The organism is Ensifer sp. ENS09, from assembly GCF_014852425.1.
Taxonomy (GTDB): domain Bacteria; phylum Pseudomonadota; class Alphaproteobacteria; order Rhizobiales; family Rhizobiaceae; genus Ensifer.
In genome coordinates this window covers 1-24,624 of record NZ_JACVBP010000001.1, presented here as the reverse complement: position 1 = coordinate 24,624, position 24,624 = coordinate 1, and the positions used below count along the sequence as shown (strand labels likewise).

Here is a 24,624-nt window from a genome sequence, read left to right as displayed (position 1 = left end):
AAGGAGCATCCCATGAAAGTCCTTTCGCAAAACACCGCCTTCGGCGGCATGCAGGGCGTCTTTTCGCACGAGTCCGAGGCCTGCAAGGGCGAGATGACCTTCGCCGTCTTCGTGCCGCCGCAGGCGATCAGCGAACCGCGGCCGGTGCTCTGGTATCTCTCCGGCCTTACCTGCACGCATGCGAACGTCATGGAGAAAGGCGAGTACCGGCGCATGGCCGCCGAGCTCGGGCTGATCGTCGTCTGCCCGGATACGAGCCCGCGCGGCACGGATGTTCCCGACGAACTGACGAACTGGCAGATGGGCAAGGGAGCAGGCTTCTATCTCGATGCCACCGAAACGCCCTGGGCCGGGCACTACCAGATGTATAGCTACATCACCGAGGAACTGCCCGCCTTCGTCGGCCAGCACTTCCGCATGGACATGAGCCGCCAGGGTATCTTCGGCCATTCGATGGGCGGTCACGGCGCCATGACCATCGCGCTCAAGAACCCGGACCGTTTCAAGAGCTGCTCGGCCTTCGCCCCGATCGTCGAACCTTCGACCGCCGACTGGTCGGTCGGCGCCTTCGAGAAGTATCTGGGCGCGGACCGCGCCGTCTGGCGCCAATATGACGCCTGCGCGCTCGTCAAGGACGGTGCGCGCTTCCCCGAGTTCCTGATCGATCAGGGCAACGCGGACAGCTTCCTTGAAAACGGCCTGCGCCCCTGGCTGTTCGAGGAGGCGGTCAAGGACACCGGCATCGATTTGACGCTGCGCATGCACGAACGCTACGACCATTCCTACTATTTCATCTCGACTTTCATGAACGATCATCTGCGCTGGCATGCCGAGCGGCTGGTCTGATAATCGAAGGCGCAATTCCGAGCAGAAGCCGCTTTCGCGGAAATGCGCCGCCAATTTTGACCCGGAGCCACTGATGACCCATCTTCTCCTCGTTGGCGCCGGCGGCGCAATCGGCTCGATGCTGCGCTATCTCGTCGGTCTTTGGGCCGTCCACCGCCTGGGATCCGGTTTTCCCTGGGGCACGCTTGGGGTCAATATAACGGGCTCGTTCCTGATCGGCGTGCTGGCCGAAGTGATCATGCGCAAGTTCGGCGCCTCGCCGGACATGCGTGTCTTCCTCATCACGGGCGTCCTCGGCGGTTACACCACCTTTTCCGCCTTCTCTCTCGACGCGATCACGCTCTTCGAGCGCGGCGATGTCATGCTCTCGGCCGCCTATGTACTTGCCAGTGTCGCGCTTTCGATCCTCGCGGTCTTCAGCGGGCTGGCTCTCATGCGCGCAATAGTCTAAAGGCTCGTCTTACAGGCGCTGCGTATCCAGGGGACACGCGGCGCATTGCTGCATTGTCCTTCGACCGTTGTCGCTTCGAGGCCATTATCATGCAGCACCGAAAATATTGCGGCAGCCCTTGCGCGCCTGAAGCTTCCTCTTTTGCGTCATCCCAACGCAGGGGCTTCGGACCGACGCGCGACGCTGCGACCAAACAGAAGGCAGGTTCGCTCAAATGGCAGGCATAGAACACAGGCAGGTGGACGGTGACGAGGCAGGCATGCGCCTGGATCGCTGGTTCAAGGTGCATTTTCCGGGACTGGGCTTCGGCCCGCTGCAGAAGCTGCTGCGCTCCGGCCAGGTCCGCGTCGATGGTGCCCGCGCCAAATCCGACACGCGGATCCAGCCCGGCCAGACGATCCGTATTCCGCCGCTCGGGGTCGATCCCAAGGAAGTCAAGACCGGGCCGATCGCCGGCCGCGACCTCAGGAACTCACCCGACGGCGAGTTGCTGTCGCGCATGGTGCTGCACGAGGACGCAAAGGTGATCGTGCTCAACAAGCCTGCCGGCCTTGCCGTTCAGGGCGGCTCGGGCGTCAACCGGCATATCGACAAGATGCTCGAGGCCTGGACAAACCAGAAGGGCGAAAAGCCGCGTCTCGTCCACCGTCTCGACCGCGACACCTCAGGGGTGCTGGTGATTGCCCGCACGAGAGGGGCAGCGCAGAAGCTGACCGCCGCCTTCCGCGAGCGCGACACCAAGAAGACCTATTGGGCGCTGGTAAAGGGCGTTCCGCGCAAGCGCGAGGACCGGATCTCGACCTGGCTCGTCAAGGAGCAGACGCCGGACGGCGACCGCATGCGCATCGCCAAGCATGGCGAAGACGGTGCCGACCACGCCATTTCCTACTACCGCATTCGCGAACAGGCCGCACAGAACCTCGCCTGGCTGGAGATGGAGCCCTATACCGGCCGCACCCACCAGCTTCGCGTCCATGCATTGCACATCGGACACCCGATCCTCGGCGACCCCAAATATTTCGATGCCGACATCAACTGGAGCCTCCCAGGCGGCATGCAGAACCGTCTGCATCTGCACGCGCGCCATATCGATATTCCTCACCCGGACGGTGGGCGCCTGCGCGTGACCGCGCCACTGCCACCGCACATGGTCCAGAGCTGGAACCTGCTGGGCTTCGAAGAGAACGAGCCTGGCGAGGACGATTGATGAAACTGGCGCTTTTCGATTGTGACGGCACGCTGGTCGATAGCGGTGGCCTGATCCATGAAGTGATGGCGCGCACGTTCGAGGCATTCGACCTCGAGCGCCCGCCCCTCTCGGCGACCAAGAGCATTATCGGCCTGACCCTCGACATCGCCATCGCGCGCCTGCTCGGCCGCGAACATGTCGACGATCAGGCGCTGGCTATGACGGCGCACTACAAGTCGATCTTCGCCGGGGTGCGCGGCGAAGGCGGCTTTCAGGAACTGTTGTTTCCCGGCATTGCCGATATGATGCAGACGTTGTCCTCCCGCGACGCGCTGCTGATCGGCGCGGTAACCGGCAAGTCGCGGCGCGGCTTGACCCATATCGCCGAGACCCACGGCTTCGACAGCGTCTTTTTCGTATCGCGGACCGCCGATGATTGCCCCTCCAAGCCGCATCCGGCCATGGTGACGGAATGCTGCTTTGAAGCCGGCATCGATGCGAAGGATACTGTCGTCATCGGCGATGCGATCTATGACATGCAGATGGCCAAGGCTGCAGGCGCTGCCGCCATCGGCGTTGCCTGGGGCTATGCTTCCGTTCCCGACCTCATCGAGGCGGGCGCGGATTTCGTTGCCCGGACGCCGGCCGACATCATTGAATGGATGGAACACAATCATGCCTGATATTCGCGACGAACTCAGCGGTGCGATGAGCCACGAGGATCCGGTCCGCCGGGCACAAATCCAGATGCTGAAGCCGCTGCCGAAGCGCTTCTACAAGGACGTCAGCGTCGCGGCCGCGGAAGGCGATACGCACGCCGTGCTGCTCGACGGCCGCACCGTGCGCACGCCGGCAAAGCAGCCGCTTGCCGTGCCGACGCGCAAGCTCGCAGACATGCTCGCCGCCGAATGGGATGCGCAGGCAGAGGTCATCGATCCTGGCAAGATGCCGATCACGCGCATCGTCAACACCGCACTTGACGGCGTCGCCAAGGACCAGCGCTCGGTTTTCGACGATATCCTGCGTTTTGCCGGAACGGACATGCTCTGCTATCGCGCCGACAGCCCGGAAGGCCTCGTCGCCCGCCAGAACGAGATCTGGAACCCGGTGCTCGACTGGGCGCAGCAGACACTCGGCGCCCGCTTCATCCTCGCCGAAGGCGTGATCCACCAGGAGCAGCCGGAAGAAGCGCTTTCCGCCTATGCGGAAGGGCTGCGCGCCTTCGCGACCCCGCTCGGCCTCACCTGCGTCCACACGGTGACGAGCCTGACCGGCTCCGCCTTGCTGGCACTCGCCTTCGCTTCCGGCCGTCTGACAGCCGAAGAAGCCTGGACGGCTGCGCATGTCGACGAGGACTGGCAGATCGAGCATTGGGGAACCGACGAGGAAGCCTTCCGCCGCCGCGAGAACCGCTGGCAGGAAATGCAGGCGGTCGCCGCGGTTCTTGGCGCCCTACGCTGACGAACCCGGATCAACGGAATACGAAACGGGCTGCGTGTCTTCCGACCCGCAGCCCGTTTCTTTTGTTCAAGATTTTAGCGCCAAGGCGCTTCCACTCGTACGCTAGCGTAACGAGAGCGGAGAGCCGTAAAGTTAGGCGGCCAGCTTCAGGCCGGCGATACCGCTGACGATGAGCGCGATGCAGCCGAGGCGAACGAAGGTTGCCGGCTCGGCAAACAGGAAGATGCCGAGGATCACAGTGCCGACGGTGCCGATGCCGGTCCAGACAGCGTAAGCCGTACCGAGCGGCAGGGTGCGCACGGCGAGACCGAGCAGCGCGATGCTGAGGATCATCGAGCCGACGGTCAGGATCGTCGGTGTTACCCGCGTAAAACCATCCGTGTATTTGAGACCAATTGCCCAGCCGATTTCGAGAATACCGGCAAGCAGAAGAAGGAACCAGGCCATATCAAACTCCTAAAGTTTGGAGCGAGGCCGTCCCCGCGGATGTTCGGTATCACCTATGCGAACCGTGCAGCCGTCTGCAACGCGGGTTCTATCTCACACTCCAGTTACGCCGGCAAGGCGGTCATGGGCAAATCAGCCTTGCGTCCGCGGCAAAGCTAAACCATTTCACGCAGTCGTTGAAACCATCAAAACGCGTGGGGGCGCCGAGGTTCTGCAAGTGGGCGCTCTATGGAGCGTTGCGCTCCCGGCGGAGTTTCGACCACCATTCCAGCCGCTTACGGATCTCACGCTCGAAACCGCGTTCCGGCGGATCGTAGAAGGTCCTGCGCCCCATCTTCTCGGGGAAATAGTCCTGGCCGGAAAAGGCGTCCGGCTCGTCATGGTCGTAGCGGTAGCCGTCGCCGTAGCCCTCGCCCTTCATCAGTTTCGTCGGGGCGTTGAGGATGTGTTTCGGCGGCAGCAGCGAGCCGTTTTCCTTCGCCGCCCGCATCGCCGCCTTGTAGGCGGTGTAGACGCCGTTCGATTTCGGCGCGGTCGCGAGATAGACGCAAGCCTCGGCAAGCGCCAGTTCGCCCTCGGGCGAACCGAGATAGTCATAGGCATCCTTGGCGGCGTTGCAGATCACTAGCGCCTGCGGGTCGGCAAGGCCGATGTCCTCCACTGCCATGCGCACCAGCCGCCGCCCGAGATAGAGCGGATCCTCGCCGGCATCAAACATGCGGCAGAGATAATAGAGCGCGGCATCCGGATCCGAGCCGCGCACAGACTTGTGCAGGGCCGAGATCAGATTGTAGTGGCCGTCCTGGCCCTTGTCATAGACCGGCGCCCGGCGCTGGACGATGTTTTGCAGTGCTGCCGCGTCGAAGATCTCGTCGCGCCGCGCAGCGCGCCAGACTTCTTCGGCCAGCGTCAGCGCAGCGCGGCCGTCGCCGTCGGCCATGCGAATGAGGCTGGCGCGCGCGTCCGCATCGAGCGGTAGTTTCTTGCTCTCGGTCTCTTCGGCTCGCGACAGCAGTTCCTCGATGCTGTCTTCACCGTGCGGCTTGAACGTCAGCACCCGGGCGCGCGACAAAAGAGCGGCGTTGAGTTCGAAGGATGGGTTTTCCGTCGTTGCACCGACGAGGATCACGGTTCCGTCTTCCATGACGGGCAGGAAGCTGTCCTGCTGCGCTCGGTTGAAACGGTGGATCTCGTCGACGAAGAGCAGCGTCTGGCGACCGGACATGCGCCTTGCCCGCGCCGCCTCGAACACCTTCTTGAGATCGGCGACGCCAGAGAAGATCGCCGAGATCTGCTCGAAGGCAAGCCCCGCCTCCCCCGAAAGCAGCCGCGCCACAGTCGTCTTGCCCGTTCCGGGCGGCCCCCAGAAGATCATCGACCCGAGCGAACCCGATGCAATCATCCGCGACAGCACGCCGTCCTCACCGGTCAGGTGATCCTGACCGGTGACTTCGGCAAGCGTTCGCGGGCGAAGCCGGTCGGCAAGCGGCCTTGCCGACGCCATTTCCGGTGGCTCGTGGGCGGTAAACAGGTCGCTCATCGGAAGAACTGACGGATGAGTTGACCGTCACGCTCGATCTCGACGCGCCAGAAGGAGGCATCGTCGGCCATGACCTGTTCCAGCGTCTTCGACGTGTCGATCGCCGTGCCGTTGACCGACCGCACGATATCCTTTGGCTCGAGGCCGATGCGGGCGGCGGGCGAACCGCGGTTGACCTGCATGACGACGACGCCCTGCAGCGAGGTCGACATGCGCAACTCGTCGGCAAGGCGCGGCGACAGGTTGGCAACGACTGCGCCGGCGAAGGGATTGCGCCCTTCGATCAGACGTTCGTCGCGCGGCGAGGTCTCAGGCGCCCGGTCGAGCTTGAGCGTCACTTCCCGCTGCTTGCCGTTCTCCGATACGGTGACCCGCGCCTCGTGGCCGATGCCGACCGTCGTCAAGCGATAGCCGAGGGCATCGGGATGTTCGACCTCTATGCCGTTGACGGCGGTGATCACCTGGCCGGGCTTGATCCCCGCCTGTTCGGCCGGGCCGCCCGCCACGACAGCGGTCACCAGCGCGCCACGGGCGCGGTTGAGGCCGAGGGCCTCGGCCACTTCCGAAGTGACCGGCTCGAAGCTCGCGCCGATGAACGGACGTACGAACGCGCCGTTGCCGCCTTCGGCCGACGCAACGAAAACCTTCACCAGATTGGCGGGGATGGCAAAGCCGACGCCGTTCGAGCCGCCCCCCTTGGAGAAGATCGCCGTGTTGATGCCGATGAGCTGGCCGCTCATGTCGATGAGGCCGCCGCCGGAATTGCCCGGGTTGATTGCCGCATCCGTCTGGATGAAGAAGCCGAAGTCACCCGACGAGACCTGGTTGCGCGCAAGCGCCGAAACGATGCCGCTCGTCACCGTCTGGCCGACGCCGAAGGGGTTGCCGATCGCGAGCACGAGGTCACCGACCTCGACCGCATCGGAATCACCAAGCGGCACGATGTCGAAGGGACCGTCCGACTGGATCTTCAGAACCGCGAGGTCGAGCCGGTCGTCCTTGAGAACGATCTTGCAAGGAAACTCGCGGCCGTCGGCCAGCGCCACCTTGATATCGTCGGCGCCCTCGATGACGTGGTTGTTGGTCACCACGATGCCGTTCTTGCCGACGATCACGCCGGAACCCAGCGAAGACTGCTTCTCCGATCGGTTCGGCATACGTTGGCCGAAGAACTCCTCGAAGAAGGGATCGCCGGAAAAAATCGACCGGCGCTCGACCACCCGTTCGGCATAGACGTTGACGACGGCGTTCGCCGTCTGCTTGACGAGGGGGGCAAAAGAAAGCTGCATTTCGGTCCGCGACTGCGGAACGCTCTTGGCCTCCTGGGCCAATGCCGGACAGGCGAGAGAAACAGCGATGACGAGCGAAACAAGCGCTCTTCGACCTACGATCATGTAAAGCATTCTCCTATTCGTCGCGGCTACGTTCAGATAGGATTTCGCGGGAAAAAAGGCAAATGTTGGCGCAGGATACGCAAAGTCGCCGGCTTCACGCGCTACGCACAAAAACGTGGTTCGCAGCCCCTTTCACGGTGATCGAAAGTCTGCTGAATTCATACAAGACAAGGCTCATAAATCACTTCGGAAAAGACCATGCCATCTTACCGTCCGCCGCGAATCGTTTCCTCCGAAATCACCCCGGAGGCCATCTTTTTCAACCGCCGCACCTTCCTCGGGGCTGCCGCCGGCGGCGTGCTGCTTGCGGGAAGCGGTACGGGGCTCGCGGCCGCACTCAGCGCGCCCAAGGGCAAATACACCGTCGACGAGGACCTGACGCCCGAGGCCGACGTCACCAGCTACAACAATTTCTATGAGTTCGGGACAGGCAAGGGCGACCCTGCGGCCAATTCGAACAGCTTCAAGCCGACGCCATGGACCGTGAAGGTCGATGGGCTCGTCGGCAAGCCGAAGGAATTCGGGCTCGAGGAGCTCTTGGCGTTGCCGATCGAAGAGCGCGTCTACCGCATGCGCTGTGTCGAAGCCTGGTCGATGGTGATCCCCTGGACCGGGTTTCAGCTCTCGGCGCTGCTCGACAAGGTCGAGCCGCTCGGCAGCGCCAAATATGTCTCGTTCGAGACCGTGGTGCGGCCATCCGAAATGCCGGGCCAATCCGGTTTCTTCCAGCCGTTGCCCTGGCCCTATCGCGAGGGGTTGAGGCTCGACGAGGCCCGTCACCCGCTGACACTGCTGTCCGTGGGCGTCTACGGCAAGACGCTTCCCAACCAGAACGGCGCGCCGGTTCGGCTGGTCACTCCGTGGAAATACGGCTTCAAGGGGATCAAGTCGATCGTGCGCATTTCCCTGACGGAAACACAGCCGCCCTCGACCTGGAACCTCTCGGCGCCGAACGAGTACGGCTTCTTTGCCAACGTCAATCCGGCGGTCGATCATCCCCGCTGGAGCCAGGCAACGGAAAACCGCATCGGCGGTGGCGGCTTCTTCGGCTCCAACCGGCGCGACACCCTGCCCTTCAACGGCTATGCCGACGAGGTGGCCGGGCTTTATGCCGGCATGGATCTCAGAGCGAACTATTGATCATGGCTCGCCTGCCCACCCTTGCAAAGCGTTACCATTCAGCCTCGGTCTGGGCGCTCTACGGCCTCGGGCTGCTGCCGGCCGCCTACGCATTCTATCTCGGCGCTACGGGCCAACTGCCCGGAAATCCGGTCAAGGAATTCGAACACCTGCTCGGCCTCTGGGCGCTGCGTTTCCTCGTCGCGACGTTGGCGATCTCGCCGATCCGCGACCTCTTCGGCATCAACTGGCTGCGCTACCGCCGTGCCTTGGGACTGCTGGCGTTCTACTACGTGCTGATGCACTTCCTCGCCTACATGCTGCTCGATCAGCGGCTAAACTTTCCGAGCATACTGGCCGATATCGCCCGCCGCCCCTTCATCACCATCGGCATGGCCGCGCTCGTCATGCTGATCCCGCTGGCGCTCACGTCCAACAACTGGTCGATCCGCAGGCTCGGTGCGCGGTGGAACAAACTTCACCGCCTGGCCTACGTGATCACCGCCGCCGGCGCCCTGCATTTCTCGATGTCGGTGAAGGTCATCGGCCCGGAACAGCTGCTTTATCTCGGGCTCGTTGCGCTGTTGCTCGCCTGGCGGCTGGTGCGCAAACCCTATCTGCGGCGCAAGCGCCAGGCCGCCAATGCGCCGACGAAGACCGCTACCGAAAGCGCCTGAGGCGCTCTTCGTCCCGCCCTCAACAACGCCCCCCGATCGCATGTCAGCGAAACGGCGTCTGAGCGGGCGCGCTGTCAGGCGTGCGCTCAAACGACGGGGCCAACGAAAAATACGCCCAAAGAAAAAGCGGCCGGGTGACGAACACCCGGCCGCTTCAATTTTCTGCCTTCGATCGGCTTAGGCTGCTTCGGCAGCTTCAGCTTCTGCGGCAACGCGGGCGAGATCCTTCGCGCCCTTTGCCGAGACGTCGCGGTCAACGAATTCGATGACGGCGAGCGCGGCGTTGTCGCCGTGACGGAAGCCAGCCTTCATGATGCGCAGGTAGCCGCCGTTGCGGGTGGCGTAACGCGATGCGATCGTGTCGAACAGCTTGGCAACGACAGCGGCGTCGCGGATCTGCGAGATCGCCTGGCGGCGAGCATGCAGGTCACCGCGCTTGCCGAGCGTGACGAGCTTCTCGACGATCGGGCGGATTTCCTTAGCCTTCGGCAGAGTCGTAACGATCTGCTCGTGTTCGATCAGCGAAGCTGCCATGTTGGCAAACATCGCCTTGCGGTGGCTGGCGGTTCTATTCAGCTTGCGGCCGGCTTTACCGTGGCGCATGGCTATTCTCCTTCACTTGCAGGCATTCGCCCGCAGTCTAATGGTTAGTATTGGTCTTCGTAACGCTTGGCGAGATCTTCGATGTTCTCAGGCGGCCAGGACGGCACTTCCATGCCGAGGTGCAGGCCCATGGAAGCGAGAACTTCCTTGATTTCGTTCAGCGACTTGCGACCAAAATTCGGCGTGCGGAGCATTTCTGCTTCGGTCTTCTGAATGAGGTCGCCGATGTAGACGATGTTGTCGTTCTTCAGGCAGTTGGCCGAACGGACCGAAAGTTCCAGTTCGTCGACCTTCTTGAGAAGCGCCGGGTTGAAGGCGAGTTCGGTAACTGCCTCTTCCTCTGCTTCCTTCTGCGGCTCGTCGAAATTGACGAAGACCGACAGCTGGTCCTGAAGGATGCGGGCCGCAAATGCGATCGCATCTTCACCGGTGACGGAGCCGTCCGTCTCGATGGACATCGTCAGCTTGTCGTAATCAAGAACCTGGCCTTCGCGGGTGTTTTCCACCTTGTAGGACACTTTCTTGACCGGCGAGTACAGGCTGTCGACCGGGATCAGGCCGATCGGAGCATCTTCCGAACGGTTGCGATCTGCCGGAACGTAGCCCTTGCCGTTGTTGACGGTGAACTCCATGCGGATCTCGGCGCCCTCATCGAGGGTGCAGATCACATGGTTCGGGTTGAGGATTTCGATATCGCCAACCGTCTGGATGTCACCGGCGGTTACAACGCCCGGACCCTGCTTGCGCACAACCATGCGCTTTGCGTCGTCGCCATCCATCTTGATGGCGATTTCTTTGATGTTGAGCACGATGTCCGTCACATCTTCCCGGACGCCCGGGATAGAGGAGAACTCGTGCAGGACGCCGTCGATCTGCACTGCGGTGACAGCAGCACCGCGCAGAGACGACAGCAGCACGCGGCGAAGCGCGTTGCCGAGCGTCAGACCGAAGCCGCGTTCAAGCGGTTCCGCAACCAGCGTTGCCTTGGTGCGGCCGGAGGAGACGAACTCCACCTTGTTCGGCTTGATCAGTTCCTGCCAATTCTTCTGGATCATGTTTTCTGCCTTCCGTTCGTTGCCACCATCCAATCGTGACAACCGAGCCCCGAAGACCGGGAGCGCGCGTCTGCGCCCTCACCGGCATGTTGAATGCATATGATCAGACGCGGCGCTTCTTGCGCGGGCGGCAGCCGTTGTGCGGGATCGGGGTCACATCGCGGATCGAGGTGATCATGAAGCCCGCAGCCTGCAGCGCGCGAAGAGCGGATTCACGGCCGGAACCCGGACCGCAAACTTCGACTTCCAGCGACTTCATGCCGTGTTCCTGAGCCTTCTTGGCGCAGTCTTCAGCGGCGATCTGTGCGGCAAACGGGGTCGACTTACGCGAACCCTTGAAACCCTTGGCACCGGCAGACGACCAGGCAATCGCGTTGCCCTGTGCGTCGGTGATGGTGATCATGGTGTTGTTGAACGACGAATTGACGTGCGCAACGCCAGACGTGATGTTCTTGCGTTCGCGACGGCGAACGCGGGTGGCTTCCTTGGCCATAGGATCCCTTTCTTAGATCTCTGCACCGCCGTAATTCCAGCGGCTCCACCGGGAAAAGGATTTGACGTCCCCTGCCCTGCATCTTCACTTCCCGCAGGACGAAGTATCGCCCTGCGAACATATCGCCCGGCCGGATCGGCCGAACAAAGGTCAGGCAAACACCCTTCCAAACTGCAAAAGGAGGCCGGTGTTTGACACCAGCCTCCCAATCTCCCTTTTCGGGAAATTACTTCTTCTTACCGGCAATCGCCTTCGCCGGACCCTTGCGGGTGCGAGCGTTGGTGTGGGTGCGCTGACCGCGAACCGGAAGGCCACGACGGTGACGCAGGCCGCGGTAGCAGCCGAGGTCCATCAGGCGCTTGATGTTCATCGAGGTCTCGCGACGCAGGTCGCCTTCGACCTGGTAGTCGCGGTCGATCGTTTCGCGGATCTGCAGGACTTCAGCGTCCGTCAGCTGATGCACGCGACGATCAGCCGGGATACCGACCTTCTCGATGATTTCCTGTGCGAATTTCGGGCCGATCCCGTGAATGTAGGTCAGCGCAATAACTACGCGCTTTGCCGTCGGGATGTTGACGCCAGCGATACGTGCCACGTCTATTCTCCTTGCGTTCCAGTTGCCATCCGGCAATAGGTGCTTCGTTACGCGACCTCGAAGAGCCGCACGTTGATTGAGGTTCGAGACACGTCAAAAACGACCGTACCCGGACTTCATTTTCTTTGAAGACCGCGCCGACCGCTCTCATGTCGCGAGTTGGCGCTGTCTTTGGCGGAATCGGCCGGAAAAGTCAACTCCCCGGCGGTTCCTTTTCGGCAAAGACCAGTGTCTAAGCCAGAATCTTCTCGATCTCGGCAGTGACGGTGTTCACTTCCGCCATGCCATCGACCGTTCTGAGCTGCCCCGTTCCGGCGTAGTGCTCGGAGAGCGGCGCCGTCTTTTCGCGGTACTCGGTCAACCGGCGCTTGAAGGCCTCCGGATTGTCGTCCGAACGAACGGTGCCGCCGGCTGCGATGGTTTCCGCTACGCGATTCTCCATCCGCTTTACAAGGGCTGCCTCGTCGACCTTGAGCTCGATTACGGCATCGAGCTTCAGGCCCTTGCCCTCGAGCATCTTGCCGAGCGCGATCGCCTGCGGAACCGTGCGCGGGTAACCGTCCAGGATAAACCCCTTCGCACAGTCCGGTTGGTCGATGCGATCCGACACGATTTCGTTGACGATCTCATCGGACACCAGCTGACCGGCATCCATGACCGCCTTGGCACGCTTGCCGACTTCGGTCGCCTGGGCGACGGCCGCCCGCAGCATATCTCCTGTGGAAAGCTGCGGAATGCCGTATCTCTCCGTCAGAAGCTTGGCCTGCGTCCCCTTGCCAGCGCCCGGCGGTCCCAAAAAAATCAGTCTCATCGTCCCCTCTTTCCTCCGCGCAGCTTCGACTTCTTGATCAGCCCCTCATATTGCTGTGCGATGAGGTGGCCCTGGATCTGTGCTACCGTATCAAGGGTGACGCTGACAACAATCAAAAGCGACGTACCACCAAGGTAGAACGGCACGCCGGTCTGAGCGATCAGAACTTCCGGCAGAATGCAGACGAAGATCAGATAGGCCGCACCGATCACGGTGATGCGCGTCAGGACATAATCGATGTATTCCGCGGTCCGCTCGCCCGGACGAATGCCCGGGATGAAGCCGCCGTGCTTCTTCAGATTGTCGGCCGTGTCCTTCGGATTGAAGACGATCGCCGTGTAGAAGAAGGCGAAGAACGCGATCATCGCACCGTAGAGCACCATGTAAAGCGGCTTGCCGTGCGCGAGCGCGCCAACAACGGTGGTCGCCCAGCCCGGCAGCGTCGCGGTATTGGCAAAGCCTGCAAGCGTTGCCGGCAGAAGCAGCAGCGACGAGGCGAAGATTGCCGGGATGACGCCCGATGTGTTGAGCTTCAGCGGCAGGTGCGAGGTGTCGCCCTGGAACATGCGGTTGCCGACCTGTCGCTTCGGATACTGGATCAGAAGACGCCGCTGGGCGCGCTCAACGAACACGATGAGCGCGATGACGCCGACGACCATGACGATGATCGCGAGGATCAGCGGGGTCGACAGTGCGCCGGTGCGTCCGAGTTCGAGCGTGCCGGCCAGAGCCGTCGGCAGATGGGCGACGATACCGGCGAAAATGATCAGCGAGATGCCGTTGCCGATGCCGCGCGAGGTGATCTGCTCACCGAGCCACATCAGGAACATGGTGCCGCCAAGCAGAGAAATGACGGTCGAAATACGGAAGAACCAACCCGGATCGTTGACGAGGCCGTTACCGCTCTCGAGGCCGACCGCGATGGCGTAAGCCTGCGCCGTGCCGAGAAGTACCGTGCCGTAACGGGTGTACTGGTTGATGATCTTGCGACCCTGCTCGCCTTCCTTCTTCAGCTGTTCCAGTGCCGGAACGACAGAGGTCATCAGCTGAACGATGATCGACGCAGAGATATAGGGCATAATGCCGAGCGCGAAGATCGCCATGCGCTCAACTGCACCGCCCGAAAACATGTTGAAGAGGCCGAGGATGCCGCCGCTCTGGCCGCGGAATGCCTGAGCAAACGCTTCCGGGTTAAGACCGGGCAGCGGGATATAGGTGCCAAGACGGTAAACCAGAAGCGCACCAAGCGTGAACCAGAGCCGTTTCTTCAGATCTTCCGCCTTGGCGAAAGTCGAGAAATTCAGGTTCGAGGCGAGCTGTTCCGCTGCAGAAGCCATGCAATTCTCCGCGTACCAAATCTCGGAATCAGCGGGAACACCCGGTCCGTTCCGGAAGGACTAACTTTTCGTCTTGAAAACCGGACGCGAGGCGATTGTGTCTGCAATCGGATGCCTCACCGTGGTTTCCGCTATATCCGCCGCGGCGAGCGATTCGCGCTTGCGGACGTGAGGCTCACATATGGGAGCAAAACCGCCCGGAGTGAAGCACCCCGGGCGGTTCATCAATAATATTATTCAGCAGCCGCTGCGAGCAGCTTGATCGAGCCGCCAGCCTTTTCGATCTTCTCGATCGCAGACTTGGAAGCGCCGGCAACTTCGAGCGAAACCTTCGCCTTCAGTTCGCCGTCGGCCAGAACGCGGACGCCGTCCTTTTCGCGACGGATGACGCCGGCAGCCTTGAGGGCAGCTGCGTCAACGGTCTTGGAAGCGTCGAGCTTCTTGGCGTCGATTGCCGTCTGGATACGGCCGAGCGACACGACAACAAACTCCGAAGCGAAGATGTTGTTGAAGCCGCGCTTCGGCAGACGACGGTAGATCGGCATCTGGCCGCCTTCGAAGCCGTTGATCGCAACGCCCGAACGAGCCTTCTGACCCTTCACACCGCGACCGGCGGTCTTGCCGGAGCCCGAGCCGATACCACGGCCAAGACGCTTACGGCTGTGGGTCGAGCCTTCGTTGTCCTTGATTTCATTCAGTTTCATGAGCTTATCCCCCTCACTTCTCGTCGACGACGCGAACGAGGTGCTGGACGGTCCGGATCATGCCGCGGACAGACGGAGTGTCTTCCAGCGTGCGAACCCGGTGCATCTTGTTGAGGCCCAGGCCGATCAGCGTCTGACGCTGTACGGCCGGACGGCGAATGGGGCTACCGATCTGCTCGACGGTAACGGTCTTCGCTGCGACTTCTTTTTTAGCCATCTGTCAGCTCCCTTATTCTTCGGAAGCAGCGCCGGAGGCAACACGACGAGCCTGGAGCGTGGCGTACTTCATGCCGCGCTGAGCTGCGATGTCCTTCGGGTGCATCTGGTTCTTGAGGGCGTCGAACGTTGCACGAACCATGTTGTAAGGGTTCGACGAACCGGTCGACTTGGCAACGACGTCATGAACGCCGAGCGTTTCGAAGACGGCGCGCATCGGGCCACCAGCGATGATACCGGTACCGGCCTTGGCCGAACGCAGCAGCACCTTGCCGGCGCCATGACGGCCGTGAACGTCGTGATGCAGGGTACGACCACCACGCAGCGGGACGAAAATCAGGTCGCGCTTTGCGGCTTCGGTTGCCTTGCGGATGGCTTCCGGCACTTCGCGTGCCTTGCCATGACCGAAGCCAACGCGGCCCTTCTGGTCGCCAACGACGACGAGAGCGGCGAAACCGAAACGACGACCGCCCTTCACCACCTTGGCGACGCGGTTAATTGCTACGAGCTTATCGACAAATTCGCTGTCGCGCTCTTCGCGGTTCTGGCGATCTTCGCGAGAACCCTTTCTTTCCTGTGCCATTGTCCTTTTCCTTTTTCTTTTCCGGGTGCAATCGGCAGATTGACAAAAGTCGCCCCCGTCCGATGGATCGGATGCGACCGGAAACCTATGAGAGTGCCAGGCAGGCGCAACGCCCGCCTGGCGACCGATCAGAAGTTCAGACCACCTTCACGGGCAGCATCGGCCAAAGCCTTGATGCGGCCGTGATAGATGAAGGCGCCACGATCAAAGACAACGTCCTTGACGCCAGCCTTTACGGCGCGCTCAGCGATGAGCTTGCCGACGGCAGCAGCAGCTGCCGTGTCAGCGCCCGTCTTCAACGACGAACGCAGATCGGTATCGAGGGTGGAGGCAGACGCAAGCGTCTTGCCGGCCACGTCGTCGATGACCTGTACGTAGATGTTCTTCGACGAGCGATGAACCGACAGGCGCGGACGGCCATTGGCGACCGCCTTGATTTGACGGCGCACGCGGTTGGCGCGACGCACAAGAGTATCTTTCCTGCTAGCCATTTCGCGTGATCCTTACTTCTTCTTGCCTTCTTTGCGGACAATCCGCTCTTCGGCATACTTGACGCCCTTGCCCTTGTAGGGCTCGGGGCCACGGTATTCGCGGATTTCCGCTGCAACCTGGCCGACTTGCTGCTTGTTGATGCCGGACACGATGATTTCGGTCGGCTTCGGAACAGCAATCGTGATGCCTTCCGGCGTCTGGTAGACGACGTCGTGGCTGAAGCCGAGCGCCAGCTGCAGGTTCTTGCCCTGCATCGACGCACGATAACCAACGCCGTTGATTTCGAGCTTGCGCTCGTAACCGTCCTTGACGCCCTTGAAGATGTTCTCGATCATCGTGCGGGACATGCCCCACTTCGAACGAGCATCCTTGCTCTGGCTGAGCGGCTGTACAACAACCGCATTTTCTTCGAGCTTTACCGAGACTTCGTCGTTTGCAACGAAGAACAGTTCGCCCTTCGGGCCCTTCGCCGTTACCTTCTGGCCATCAACGCTTGCCGTGACGCCTGCCGGAACCTGAACGGGCTTCTTACCGATACGAGACATTTTTATACCTGTCTGTTCGCTATGGAGAACTTGCTACCGTCTTCGATTAGAAGACGGAGCAAAGGATCTCGCCACCAACATTCTGTTCGCGTGCCTGATGATCGGCCATCACGCCCTTCGGGGTCGAAAGGATGGTGATGCCGAGGCCGTTCGCGACCTGCGGAATGGACTTAACCGAGACATAAACTCGGCGGCCCGGCTTGGAAACGCGGCCGATCTCACGGATCACGGAAGCGCCTTCGTAGTACTTCAGTTCGATGTTCAGCTCGGCCTTGCCGTTGCCGAATACGACTTCGGAGTACCCGCGGATGTAGCCTTCAGCCTGAAGAACATCCAGAACACGTGCACGGAGCTTCGAAGCCGGCGTGGAAACGCTCGACTTGCGGCGAGCCGCGCCGTTACGGATACGGGTGAGCATATCGCCCAGCGGATCAGTCATTGCCATGTGCCCGTCTCCTTACCAGCTCGACTTGACAATACCCGGCACCTTGCCGAGGTTGCCCAGTTCGCGAAGCGCAATACGCGACATACGAAGTTTACGATAGAAGGCGCGCGGACGGCCGGTAACTTCGCAACGGTTGCGGATGCGGGTCTTGGATCCATCGCGCGGCAGGCCTGCCAGCTTGATGGTTGCCTTGAACCGCTCTTCAATCGGCAGAGACTGGTTCATGATGGTCGCCTTCAGAGCGGCACGCTTTGCAGCCTGCGAGGCAACCAATTTGCGGCGGCGCTTGTTCTTTTCAACTGCGCTCGTTTTCGCCATTAAAGTTATCCTTCTTTACGCTTGTCGTTACGGATTACTGACGGAACGGGAAGTTGAACTCTGCGAGCAGAGCACGAGCTTCGTCGTCGTTAGTAGCCGTCGTGCAAACGATGATGTCCATGCCCCACATCTGATCAACCTTGTCGTAGTTGATCTCAGGGAACACAATGTGTTCCTTGACGCCCATGGCGAAGTTGCCACGTCCGTCAAAGGACTTCGGGTTGAGGCCACGGAAGTCGCGAACGCGCGGAAGAGCGATGTTCACGAGACGATCGAGGAACTCAAACATCCGAACGCCGCGCAGGGTAACCTTGGCACCAATCGGCATGCCTTCGCGAAGCTTGAAGCCTGCGATGGAGTTGCGAGCGCGGGTGATTACCGGCTTCTGGCCAGCAATCGCTGCGAGGTCGGCAGCAGCAACGGTCGGCTTCTTGGAGTCGCCCGTCGATTCGCCAACACCCATGTTGATGACGATCTTGTCGAGGCGTGGGATCTGCATTTCGTTGGCGTAGGAGAACTTCTCCTGCATAGCCGCACGAATACGCTCGACATATTCCTTCTTGAGCCGCGGCTCGTAAGCGGACTTAGCCATCGATCACTACTCCCGAACGCTTGGCCACGCGGACCTTCTTGTCGCCATTGATCTTGAAACCGACGCGGGTCGGCTTGCCATCCTTCGGATCGGCAATCGCGATGTTCGAAAGATGGATCGAGGCTTCCTTGTTGATGATGCCGGCTTCCTGGCTCTGGGTCTGGCGCTGGTGACGCTTCACCATGTTTACGCCACGCACGACAGCCCGGTCTTCCTTCGGCATTACCTGTACGACTTCGCCGGTACGACCCTTGTCCTTACCGGTGAGAACGACGACTTTGTCGCCTTTACGGATCTTTTGCATCTCTTAACGCTCCCTTAGAGTACTTCTGGAGCCAGCGAGATGATCTTCATGTGGTTCTTGGCGCGAAGTTCGCGCGGAACCGGTCCGAAGATACGGGTGCCGATCGGCTCTTTCTTGTTATCGATAAGAACGGCTGCGTTGGTGTCAAAACGGATGACAGAGCCATCCGGACGGCGGATGTCCTTCGCAGTGCGAACGACAACAGCCTTCATGACATCACCCTTCTTTACGCGGCCGCGCGGAATGGCTTCCTTGATCGAAACGACAATGATGTCGCCGACCGACGCATACTTGCGCTTGGAGCCGCCCAGCACCTTGATGCACATGACACGACGTGCGCCGGAATTATCCGCCACGTCGAGGTTTGTTTGCATCTGAATCATGTCAGGTCGCCTTCTTGTTGTTACCAGGCCGGTTGGGTCGAAACCCCCTCGCCCGGCTTATAATGCTCATCTCAAAGCAAAAGAACGCCCGGAATCGAGCGTTCCCCTGCTTCAATTGCGTGCTTCATACAGGTATTTTCCCAAGACGCAAGGGTCTTGGCGTCAAAACCTGCTGAAATCAAGCGTGGGCGGCGACTACCGTCCAGCGCTTATCCTTCGAGATCGGCGCGCATTCCTCGATGGAAACGACGTCACCAACCTTGTACTGGTTGTTTTCGTCATGCGCCTTGTACTTCTTCGAGCGACGGACGGTCTTCTGGAGGATCGGGTGCGCAAAGCGGCGCTCGACCCGTACGACGACGGTCTTGTCGTTCTTGTCGCTGACAACAGTGCCCTGCAGAATGCGTTTCGGCATATTTTCTGGTCCTTAGGCCTTGGCTTCTGCCGCCTTCTGGCGGGCAATGGTTTTGACGCGTGCGATGTCCTTGCGGACTTCGTTGATACGCGAAGACTTCTCGAGCTGGCCGGTTGCCTTCTGGAAGCGCAGGTTGAACTGCTCCTTCTTCAGCTTGGCGAGCTCTTCGTTGAGTTGATCGGCGCTCAGGGCGCGAACATCTACAGCTTTCATGAGTTCACTCCTTACTCTGCGATACGCTGCACGAAGCGCGTCTTGACAGAGAGCTTGGCAGCGCCAAGACGAAGTGCCTCACGGGCAAGTTCTTCGCTGACACCATCGATCTCAAACATCATTCGGCCGGGCTTGACCTTGCATGCCCAGTATTCGACCGAACCCTTACCCTTACCCATGCGGACTTCCGTCGGCTTGGCGGTAACCGGAACGTCAGGGAACACACGGATCCAGACGCGGCCGGCGCGCTTCATGTGGCGCGTGATCGCGCGGCGGGCCGCTTCGATCTCGCGTGCATTCACGCGGTTGGGTTCCTGAGCCTTAAGGCCGAATTCACCGAAAGCGAGATCAGATCCGCCCTTGGCTACGCCCTTGATGCGGCCCTTGAACTGCTTGCGATACTTCGTACGCTTTGGCTGCAACATTTTTTTACTTCTCCGATATTGGCTGCCAAACGCGAATGTTACGCGTTTTCACGACGGCGGTCACGATCGCCACGGTCGCGATCACGGCCTGCCGGGCCCTGGTTGTCACTTTCGATCGCGCGACGCTCGGAAGCCATCGGATCGTGCTCAAGGATTTCGCCCTTGAAGATCCAGACCTTGATGCCGCAGATACCGAAAGCGGTTTCCGCTTCAGCCGTGCCGTAGTCGATGTCCGCACGCAGCGTGTGCAGCGGAACGCGACCTTCGCGGTACCATTCGGTACGAGCGATTTCGGCGCCACCGAGACGGCCGGCGCAGGTGATCTTGATGCCTTCGGCGCCAAGACGCATGGCCGACTGAACAGCGCGCTTCATCGCACGGCGAAAAGCCACGCGGCGCTCGAGCTGCTGGGCAATCGACTGAGCAACGAGCGTTGCGTCGACTTCCGGCTTGCGCACTTCAACGATGTTGAGGTGCGTCTCAGAGTTGGTCATCTCGGAAAGCTTCTTGCGGAGCTTCTCGATGTCAGCGCCCTTCTTGCCGATGATCAGGCCCGGACGAGCAGAGTGGATCGTGACGCGGCACTTCTTGTGCGGACGCTCGATAACCACCTTGGCAATGCCGGCAGCCTTGAGTTCTTCCATCAGGTAAGCGCGGATCTTCAGGTCTTCGTGAAGAAGCTGGCCGTATTCGGCGTTGTCCGCGAACCAGCGGCTGTCCCAGGTCCGGTTGATACCGAGACGGAAGCCGATTGGATTAATCTTCTGACCCATTATGCGGCCTCCCCTTTGGCTTCCACTTCACGGACGACGATCGTCAAGTGCGAGAACGGCTTTTCGACACGCGATGCACGGCCGCGACCACGAGCGTGGAAGCGCTTCATGACAATCGACTTGCCAACGTAAGCTTCTGCAACGACGAGCGAATCGACGTCGAGATCGTGGTTGTTCTCTGCGTTTGCAATGGCAGATTCAAGGGTCTTCTTGACCGTCTCTGCAATGCGCTTGCGGGAGAATTCCAGTTCGGCCAGAGCGCGATCGACCTTCTTGCCGCGGATCATCGCGGCAACCAGGTTGAGCTTCTGGGGGCTGACGCGGATCGTGCGCGCAACTGCCTGCGCCTCATTATCCTTCAGCCGGCGTTCGGCTTTTGCCTTGCCCATTGTTACTTCCTCTTTGCCTTCTTGTCCGCACCGTGACCGTAGTAGGTCCGGGTCGGAGAGAATTCACCAAACTTGTGGCCGACCATGTCTTCGTTGACGCTGACCGGAACGTGCTTGCTGCCGTTGTAGACGCCGAAGGTGAGACCGACAAACTGCGGAAGGATCGTGGAGCGGCGGCTCCAGATCTTGATCACTTCGTTGCGACCGCCTTCGCGGACCTTCTCAGCCTTCTTGAGAAGATAACCGTCAACGAACGGACCTTTCCATACTGAACGAGTCATTCGAGACTTCCTCTCTTACTTCTTCTTCTGGTGGCGCGAGCGCATGATGAACTTGTCGGTCGACTTGTTCGAGCGCGTACGCTTACCCTTCGTGGGCTTGCCCCACGGGGTAACCGGGTGACGACCACCCGAGGTACGGCCTTCACCACCGCCGTGCGGGTGGTCAACCGGGTTCATGACGACGCCGCGAACGTGCGGCTTCTTGCCACGCCAACGCGAACGACCAGCCTTACCGTCATTGATGTTGCCGTGGTCGGGGTTCGACACGGCGCCGATCGATGCGAGGCAGGAACCATGCACCAGGCGCTGTTCGCCAGAGTTCAGGCGAAGGATCGCCATGCCCTGGTCGCGGCCAACGAGCTGTGCGTAGGTACCGGCGGAGCGGGCCATCTGGCCGCCCTTGCCCGGCTTCATTTCCACGTTGTGGATGATGGAGCCGACCGGGATGTACTGCAGCGGCATCGTGTTACCGGGCTTCACGTCAACGGCCTTCTCCGAAGCGATGACCTTGTCGCCGGCAGCGAGGCGCTGCGGAGCGAGGATGTAGGCCTTTTCGCCGTCGGCGTAGTTGACGAGCGCGATGAACGCGGTGCGGTTCGGGTCGTATTCCAGACGCTCGACGGTGCCTTCAACGTCGAACTTGCGACGCTTGAAGTCTACCAGACGATAGGTGCGCTTGTGACCGCCGCCCTGAAAGCGAACGGTGATGCGACCGAGGTTGTTGCGACCGCCCTTGGAAGACAGGCCTTCGGTCAGCGCCTTGACCGGCTTGCCCTTGTAGAGGCCGGACCGGTCAACGATGACCAGCTGACGCTGGCTCGGGGTCGTCGGATTGAAATTTTTCAATGCCATTTTCTTGTTCCCTTTTGGGTTTTTACCCTAATGGGCCTATCCGTTAGAGACCGGTGGAGACGTCGATGGACTGACCGTCGGCGAGCGTGATGACCGCCTTCTTCACGTCCTTCTGCTTTCCGGCAAAGCCGCGGAAACGCTTCGTCTTGCCCTTGCGGACCAGCGTGTTCACGGCCGTAACCTTGACGCCGAACAGAGCTTCGACAGCAGCCTTGATCTCAGGCTTCGAAGCGTCCTTGGCGACGTTGAAGACGACCTGGTTCTGTTCGGAAACCAGCGTCGACTTTTCAGTGATCGAGGGGGACACGATCACGTCGTAGTGGCGAAGATCCGTCATTTGAACCGCTCCTCCAGAGCTTCCACGGCAGCCTTGGAAAGCACGAGCTTGCCACGGCGCAGAATGTCGTAAACGTTGATGCCCTGAACCGGCAGAACGTCCACATTCGGGATGTTCTGGGCTGCGAGCTTGAAGTTGTTCTCGATCTCGGCGCCGCCGATGATGAGAGCGTTGGTGAGGCCGAGCGAGGCAAACACCCCGGCCAGTGCCTTGGTCTTGGCTTCCTTGGCAACGAGATCGTCGATGACGATGATCTCTTCAGCCTTCAGCTTGGCCGAGAGTGCATGGCGCAGGCCGAGAGCACGAACCTTCTTCGGAAGGTCGTGTGCGTGGCTGCGGACAACCGGGCCATGAGCCTTACCACCGCCGCGGAACTGCGGAGCGCGAGCGGAGTGGTGGCGGGCGCGGCCCGTACCCTTCTGCTTGTACATCTTGGCGCCGGTGCGCGAAACTTCCGCGCGGCCCTTGGCCTTGTGCGTGCCCTGCTGCTTCTTGGCGAGCTGCCAGCGAACGACGCGGGCAATGATGTCTTCACGGGGTTCGAGGCCGAAAATGGCGTCCGAAAGGGAAACCTTTCCTGCGTCCTTGCCCTCGAGGGTCTTGACGTTGAGATCCATTACTCGGCTCCCTTACTTCGATGCTTCGGCGCGCACAGCGGCCGGACGCGGAGCGCCTTCCGGGGTGCCCGACTTGATGGCGTCACGAACGACGATCCAGGCACCCTTGGAGCCGGGGACAGCGCCCTTGACCAGGATCAGACCGCGGTCTTCATCGGTCGATACGACTTCCAGGTTCTGGGTGGTGACGCGCGTCTGGCCCATGTGACCAGCCATGCGCTTGCCCTTCCAAACGCGGCCCGGATCCTGGTTGGAACCGGTAGAACCATGCGAACGGTGCGATACGGAAACGCCGTGCGTTGCACGCAGACCGCCGAAGTTGTGGCGCTTGATGGCGCCGGCAAAGCCCTTACCGATCGTGGTACCGGTGACGTCGACGAGCTGACCGGCAACGAAATGGTTCGCCGTCAGTTCTGCACCGATGTCGATCAGGTTGTCCGCGGAAACGCGGAACTCGACGAGCTTCGCCTTCGGCTCGACGTTGGCAGCGGCAAAGTGGCCGCGCATCGCCTTCGGCGTGTTCTTGACCTTGGAGCGGCCAGCACCGAGCTGGACAGCAACGTAGCCGTTCTTTTCTTCCGTACGCTGGGCTACCACCTGGCAGCTTTCCAGCTTCAAAACTGTAACCGGGATATGCTCACCGGCGTCGTTATAGACGCGGGTCATTCCCACTTTCTGTGCAATCACACCTGAACGCATTGGTTCATTCCTCTTGAGAGTTAGTGACGGAGCGAACCCCCTCACATCTCTGGTTTAAGGTCTCCTTGAGATCATCCGATCTTGAGGTCGCCCGTTTTTGGAAGCCGTTGGACCGGGGGTCCACGTACCTTCCTTGTTTATTAAAGCTTGATTTCCACGTCGACGCCGGCAGCCAGGTCGAGCTTCATCAGCGCGTCAACGGTCTGCGGGGTCGGGTCTACGATGTCGAGAAGGCGCTTGTGGGTGCGCATTTCGAACTGTTCACGGCTCTTCTTGTCGACGTGCGGCGAGCGGTTGACCGTAAACTTTTCAATGCGCGTCGGCAGCGGTACGGGACCGCGCACGCTTGCACCGGTACGCTTTGCAGTCGACACGATTTCACGCGTCGAGGCGTCGAGGATCCGGTGATCAAACGCCTTGAGGCGGATGCGGATGTTCTGGCCGTTCATACGACTTATCCTTGTTCAGGTTACTTGCGGTTTCCGTGGAAAAACACGCAGTGAACTTCGTTTAATTTCGGCCAGTCCGCTAACTTTTCAAAGATCGGAGGGACAGGGTTTCCCCTGCCCCTTCCTATTTGAGCGGCCGTGGCCGGCCTGTCTTTCTGTGAGCGCACAACGTCGAAGCACCGTGCAAATCACGCGTGGGCGCCATTTGCACTATTTCGTCGTCTTCGGCAAGCCGTGCGACCAACTAAATCTTTCGGGGCGGGTATGTCCAAGGCGCATAGCACATGCGCCTTGTGTCTTCCCGCCCTCAGTCTCGTCGATTACTCGACGATCGAGGCAACGATGCCGGCGCCGACGGTACGGCCGCCTTCGCGGATCGCGAAGCGCAGCTTTTCTTCCATCGCGATCGGAACGATCAGCTCAACGGCAACCGTGACGTTGTCGCCCGGCATAACCATTTCCGTGCCTTCCGGCAGCGTGACGATGCCCGTCACGTCCGTCGTGCGGAAGTAGAACTGCGGACGGTAGTTGGTGAAGAACGGCGTATGACGGCCGCCTTCTTCCTTCGTCAGGA

Annotated in this window: 37 protein-coding genes and 1 pseudogene; 7 read left to right on the top strand and 31 right to left on the bottom strand. The window is 60.8% G+C overall.

Features of this window, described 5'->3' with window-relative positions; all coding sequences use genetic code 11:
• Nucleotides 1-12 precede the first annotated feature (12 nt).
• The 5 genes from fghA to IB267_RS00170 all read left to right on the top strand — a co-directional run bounded on the left by fghA (nt 13) and on the right by IB267_RS00170 (nt 3,947).
• Nucleotides 13-846, top strand: coding sequence for an S-formylglutathione hydrolase (fghA, locus tag IB267_RS00190; RefSeq protein WP_192445952.1), 834 nt, complete (start codon nt 13-15; stop codon nt 844-846).
• Between the two features lie 73 nt (nt 847-919).
• A complete protein-coding gene (crcB, locus tag IB267_RS00185) occupies nt 920-1,297 on the top strand; it encodes a fluoride efflux transporter CrcB (protein ID WP_192445951.1) in 378 nt (125 codons plus the stop codon).
• A 214-nt stretch (nt 1,298-1,511) separates the two neighbouring features.
• Nucleotides 1,512-2,504: an RluA family pseudouridine synthase gene (locus IB267_RS00180; RefSeq protein WP_192445950.1), complete on the top strand. Its 993-nt coding sequence runs from the start codon at nt 1,512-1,514 to the stop codon at nt 2,502-2,504.
• A complete protein-coding gene (locus tag IB267_RS00175; RefSeq protein WP_192445949.1) occupies nt 2,504-3,169 on the top strand; it encodes an HAD-IA family hydrolase in 666 nt (221 codons plus the stop codon). Before IB267_RS00180 ends, IB267_RS00175 begins: the two co-directional genes overlap by 1 nt.
• Nucleotides 3,162-3,947: an ATP12 family chaperone protein gene (locus IB267_RS00170; protein WP_192445948.1), complete on the top strand. Its 786-nt coding sequence runs from the start codon at nt 3,162-3,164 to the stop codon at nt 3,945-3,947. The genes IB267_RS00175 and IB267_RS00170 overlap by 8 nt, the downstream gene beginning before the upstream one ends.
• A 132-nt stretch (nt 3,948-4,079) precedes the next feature.
• Here the strand turns inward: IB267_RS00170 and sugE are convergent, their stop codons facing one another.
• The 3 genes from sugE to IB267_RS00155 form a co-directional block, all read right to left on the bottom strand.
• Nucleotides 4,080-4,394 (bottom strand): quaternary ammonium compound efflux SMR transporter SugE, encoded by a 315-nt coding sequence (gene sugE / locus IB267_RS00165; RefSeq protein ID WP_034795623.1) that lies wholly within the window; start codon nt 4,392-4,394, stop codon nt 4,080-4,082.
• A 226-nt stretch (nt 4,395-4,620) separates the two neighbouring features.
• Entirely contained in the window at nt 4,621-5,934 is a 1,314-nt protein-coding gene (locus IB267_RS00160; protein WP_192445947.1) for a replication-associated recombination protein A, read from the bottom strand.
• Nucleotides 5,931-7,328: a DegQ family serine endoprotease gene (locus tag IB267_RS00155; protein WP_192445946.1), complete on the bottom strand. Its 1,398-nt coding sequence runs from the start codon at nt 7,326-7,328 to the stop codon at nt 5,931-5,933. Before IB267_RS00155 ends, IB267_RS00160 begins: the two co-directional genes overlap by 4 nt.
• Nucleotides 7,329-7,526: 198 nt before the next feature.
• Here IB267_RS00155 and msrP point away from each other — a divergent pair, with 198 nt between their 5' ends.
• Together msrP and msrQ are read left to right on the top strand one after the other, a co-directional pair.
• Complete coding sequence (msrP, locus tag IB267_RS00150; protein WP_043623375.1) at nt 7,527-8,468, top strand: protein-methionine-sulfoxide reductase catalytic subunit MsrP; 942 nt, start codon at nt 7,527-7,529, stop codon at nt 8,466-8,468.
• A gap of 2 nt (nt 8,469-8,470) precedes the next feature.
• Nucleotides 8,471-9,124 carry a protein-methionine-sulfoxide reductase heme-binding subunit MsrQ gene (msrQ, locus tag IB267_RS00145; protein WP_192445945.1) on the top strand — a complete coding sequence of 218 codons (654 nt, stop codon included), beginning with the start codon at nt 8,471-8,473 and terminating at the stop codon, nt 9,122-9,124.
• A gap of 177 nt (nt 9,125-9,301) precedes the next feature.
• Here the strand turns inward: msrQ and rplQ are convergent, their stop codons facing one another.
• The 28 genes and pseudogenes from rplQ to tuf form a co-directional block, all read right to left on the bottom strand.
• Complete coding sequence (rplQ, locus tag IB267_RS00140) at nt 9,302-9,727, bottom strand: 50S ribosomal protein L17 (RefSeq protein WP_034795595.1); 426 nt, start codon at nt 9,725-9,727, stop codon at nt 9,302-9,304.
• Nucleotides 9,728-9,771: 44 nt separating this feature from the next.
• Nucleotides 9,772-10,782: a DNA-directed RNA polymerase subunit alpha gene (locus IB267_RS00135; protein WP_034795592.1), complete on the bottom strand. Its 1,011-nt coding sequence runs from the start codon at nt 10,780-10,782 to the stop codon at nt 9,772-9,774.
• A 103-nt stretch (nt 10,783-10,885) separates the two neighbouring features.
• Nucleotides 10,886-11,275, bottom strand: a complete 390-nt coding sequence (rpsK, locus tag IB267_RS00130; protein WP_003536496.1) for a 30S ribosomal protein S11 — start codon at nt 11,273-11,275, stop codon at nt 10,886-10,888.
• A gap of 226 nt (nt 11,276-11,501) precedes the next feature.
• Complete coding sequence (gene rpsM, locus IB267_RS00125) at nt 11,502-11,870, bottom strand: 30S ribosomal protein S13 (protein WP_034795586.1); 369 nt, start codon at nt 11,868-11,870, stop codon at nt 11,502-11,504.
• Between the two features lie 232 nt (nt 11,871-12,102).
• Nucleotides 12,103-12,681 (bottom strand): adenylate kinase, encoded by a 579-nt coding sequence (locus tag IB267_RS00120; protein ID WP_034795582.1) that lies wholly within the window; start codon nt 12,679-12,681, stop codon nt 12,103-12,105.
• Nucleotides 12,678-14,018 (bottom strand): preprotein translocase subunit SecY, encoded by a 1,341-nt coding sequence (gene secY, locus IB267_RS00115; protein WP_043623382.1) that lies wholly within the window; start codon nt 14,016-14,018, stop codon nt 12,678-12,680. The genes IB267_RS00120 and secY overlap by 4 nt, the downstream gene beginning before the upstream one ends.
• 233 nt (nt 14,019-14,251) lie before the next feature.
• A complete protein-coding gene (rplO, locus tag IB267_RS00110; protein ID WP_034795576.1) occupies nt 14,252-14,722 on the bottom strand; it encodes a 50S ribosomal protein L15 in 471 nt (156 codons plus the stop codon).
• 13 nt (nt 14,723-14,735) lie between these two features.
• Complete coding sequence (rpmD, locus tag IB267_RS00105) at nt 14,736-14,939, bottom strand: 50S ribosomal protein L30 (RefSeq protein WP_043623384.1); 204 nt, start codon at nt 14,937-14,939, stop codon at nt 14,736-14,738.
• A 12-nt stretch (nt 14,940-14,951) separates the two neighbouring features.
• On the bottom strand, nt 14,952-15,521 hold the full coding sequence (rpsE, locus tag IB267_RS00100) for a 30S ribosomal protein S5 (protein ID WP_065776805.1): 570 nt from the start codon (nt 15,519-15,521) through the stop codon (nt 14,952-14,954).
• A 128-nt stretch (nt 15,522-15,649) separates the two neighbouring features.
• A complete protein-coding gene (gene rplR / locus IB267_RS00095; protein WP_043623388.1) occupies nt 15,650-16,012 on the bottom strand; it encodes a 50S ribosomal protein L18 in 363 nt (120 codons plus the stop codon).
• 12 nt (nt 16,013-16,024) lie between these two features.
• Nucleotides 16,025-16,558, bottom strand: a complete 534-nt coding sequence (gene rplF, locus IB267_RS00090) for a 50S ribosomal protein L6 (protein ID WP_043623391.1) — start codon at nt 16,556-16,558, stop codon at nt 16,025-16,027.
• Between the two features lie 46 nt (nt 16,559-16,604).
• Nucleotides 16,605-17,003: a 30S ribosomal protein S8 gene (rpsH, locus tag IB267_RS00085; RefSeq protein ID WP_025426677.1), complete on the bottom strand. Its 399-nt coding sequence runs from the start codon at nt 17,001-17,003 to the stop codon at nt 16,605-16,607.
• Nucleotides 17,004-17,015: 12 nt separating this feature from the next.
• A complete protein-coding gene (gene rpsN, locus IB267_RS00080; RefSeq protein ID WP_034795562.1) occupies nt 17,016-17,321 on the bottom strand; it encodes a 30S ribosomal protein S14 in 306 nt (101 codons plus the stop codon).
• A gap of 34 nt (nt 17,322-17,355) precedes the next feature.
• Entirely contained in the window at nt 17,356-17,913 is a 558-nt protein-coding gene (gene rplE / locus IB267_RS00075) for a 50S ribosomal protein L5 (protein WP_043623396.1), read from the bottom strand.
• A complete protein-coding gene (gene rplX, locus IB267_RS00070; RefSeq protein WP_192445944.1) occupies nt 17,906-18,217 on the bottom strand; it encodes a 50S ribosomal protein L24 in 312 nt (103 codons plus the stop codon). The genes rplE and rplX overlap by 8 nt, the downstream gene beginning before the upstream one ends.
• A gap of 14 nt (nt 18,218-18,231) precedes the next feature.
• On the bottom strand, nt 18,232-18,600 hold the full coding sequence (gene rplN, locus IB267_RS00065) for a 50S ribosomal protein L14 (protein WP_034795548.1): 369 nt from the start codon (nt 18,598-18,600) through the stop codon (nt 18,232-18,234).
• Between the two features lie 178 nt (nt 18,601-18,778).
• Nucleotides 18,779-19,015, bottom strand: coding sequence for a 30S ribosomal protein S17 (rpsQ, locus tag IB267_RS00060; RefSeq protein WP_034795546.1), 237 nt, complete (start codon nt 19,013-19,015; stop codon nt 18,779-18,781).
• Between the two features lie 12 nt (nt 19,016-19,027).
• Nucleotides 19,028-19,228, bottom strand: coding sequence for a 50S ribosomal protein L29 (gene rpmC / locus IB267_RS00055; RefSeq protein ID WP_034795543.1), 201 nt, complete (start codon nt 19,226-19,228; stop codon nt 19,028-19,030).
• An 11-nt stretch (nt 19,229-19,239) separates the two neighbouring features.
• Nucleotides 19,240-19,653, bottom strand: a complete 414-nt coding sequence (gene rplP, locus IB267_RS00050) for a 50S ribosomal protein L16 (RefSeq protein ID WP_011975175.1) — start codon at nt 19,651-19,653, stop codon at nt 19,240-19,242.
• A 38-nt stretch (nt 19,654-19,691) separates the two neighbouring features.
• Nucleotides 19,692-20,426 (bottom strand): 30S ribosomal protein S3, encoded by a 735-nt coding sequence (rpsC, locus tag IB267_RS00045; protein ID WP_113541392.1) that lies wholly within the window; start codon nt 20,424-20,426, stop codon nt 19,692-19,694.
• On the bottom strand, nt 20,426-20,815 hold the full coding sequence (gene rplV, locus IB267_RS00040; RefSeq protein WP_034795534.1) for a 50S ribosomal protein L22: 390 nt from the start codon (nt 20,813-20,815) through the stop codon (nt 20,426-20,428). The genes rpsC and rplV overlap by 1 nt, the downstream gene beginning before the upstream one ends.
• A gap of 2 nt (nt 20,816-20,817) precedes the next feature.
• Nucleotides 20,818-21,096, bottom strand: coding sequence for a 30S ribosomal protein S19 (gene rpsS, locus IB267_RS00035; RefSeq protein WP_018239488.1), 279 nt, complete (start codon nt 21,094-21,096; stop codon nt 20,818-20,820).
• A gap of 15 nt (nt 21,097-21,111) precedes the next feature.
• On the bottom strand, nt 21,112-21,948 hold the full coding sequence (rplB, locus tag IB267_RS00030) for a 50S ribosomal protein L2 (protein ID WP_043623402.1): 837 nt from the start codon (nt 21,946-21,948) through the stop codon (nt 21,112-21,114).
• Between the two features lie 43 nt (nt 21,949-21,991).
• Nucleotides 21,992-22,285, bottom strand: a complete 294-nt coding sequence (locus IB267_RS00025; RefSeq protein WP_034795524.1) for a 50S ribosomal protein L23 — start codon at nt 22,283-22,285, stop codon at nt 21,992-21,994.
• On the bottom strand, nt 22,282-22,902 hold the full coding sequence (gene rplD, locus IB267_RS00020; protein WP_034795521.1) for a 50S ribosomal protein L4: 621 nt from the start codon (nt 22,900-22,902) through the stop codon (nt 22,282-22,284). The genes IB267_RS00025 and rplD overlap by 4 nt, the downstream gene beginning before the upstream one ends.
• Nucleotides 22,903-22,914: 12 nt before the next feature.
• Nucleotides 22,915-23,601: a 50S ribosomal protein L3 gene (gene rplC / locus IB267_RS00015; protein WP_034795518.1), complete on the bottom strand. Its 687-nt coding sequence runs from the start codon at nt 23,599-23,601 to the stop codon at nt 22,915-22,917.
• A 140-nt stretch (nt 23,602-23,741) separates the two neighbouring features.
• On the bottom strand, nt 23,742-24,050 hold the full coding sequence (gene rpsJ / locus IB267_RS00010) for a 30S ribosomal protein S10 (RefSeq protein ID WP_003507767.1): 309 nt from the start codon (nt 24,048-24,050) through the stop codon (nt 23,742-23,744).
• 320 nt (nt 24,051-24,370) lie between these two features.
• Nucleotides 24,371-24,624 (bottom strand): annotated as a pseudogene (gene tuf, locus IB267_RS00005) (elongation factor Tu); the annotation flags it as partial.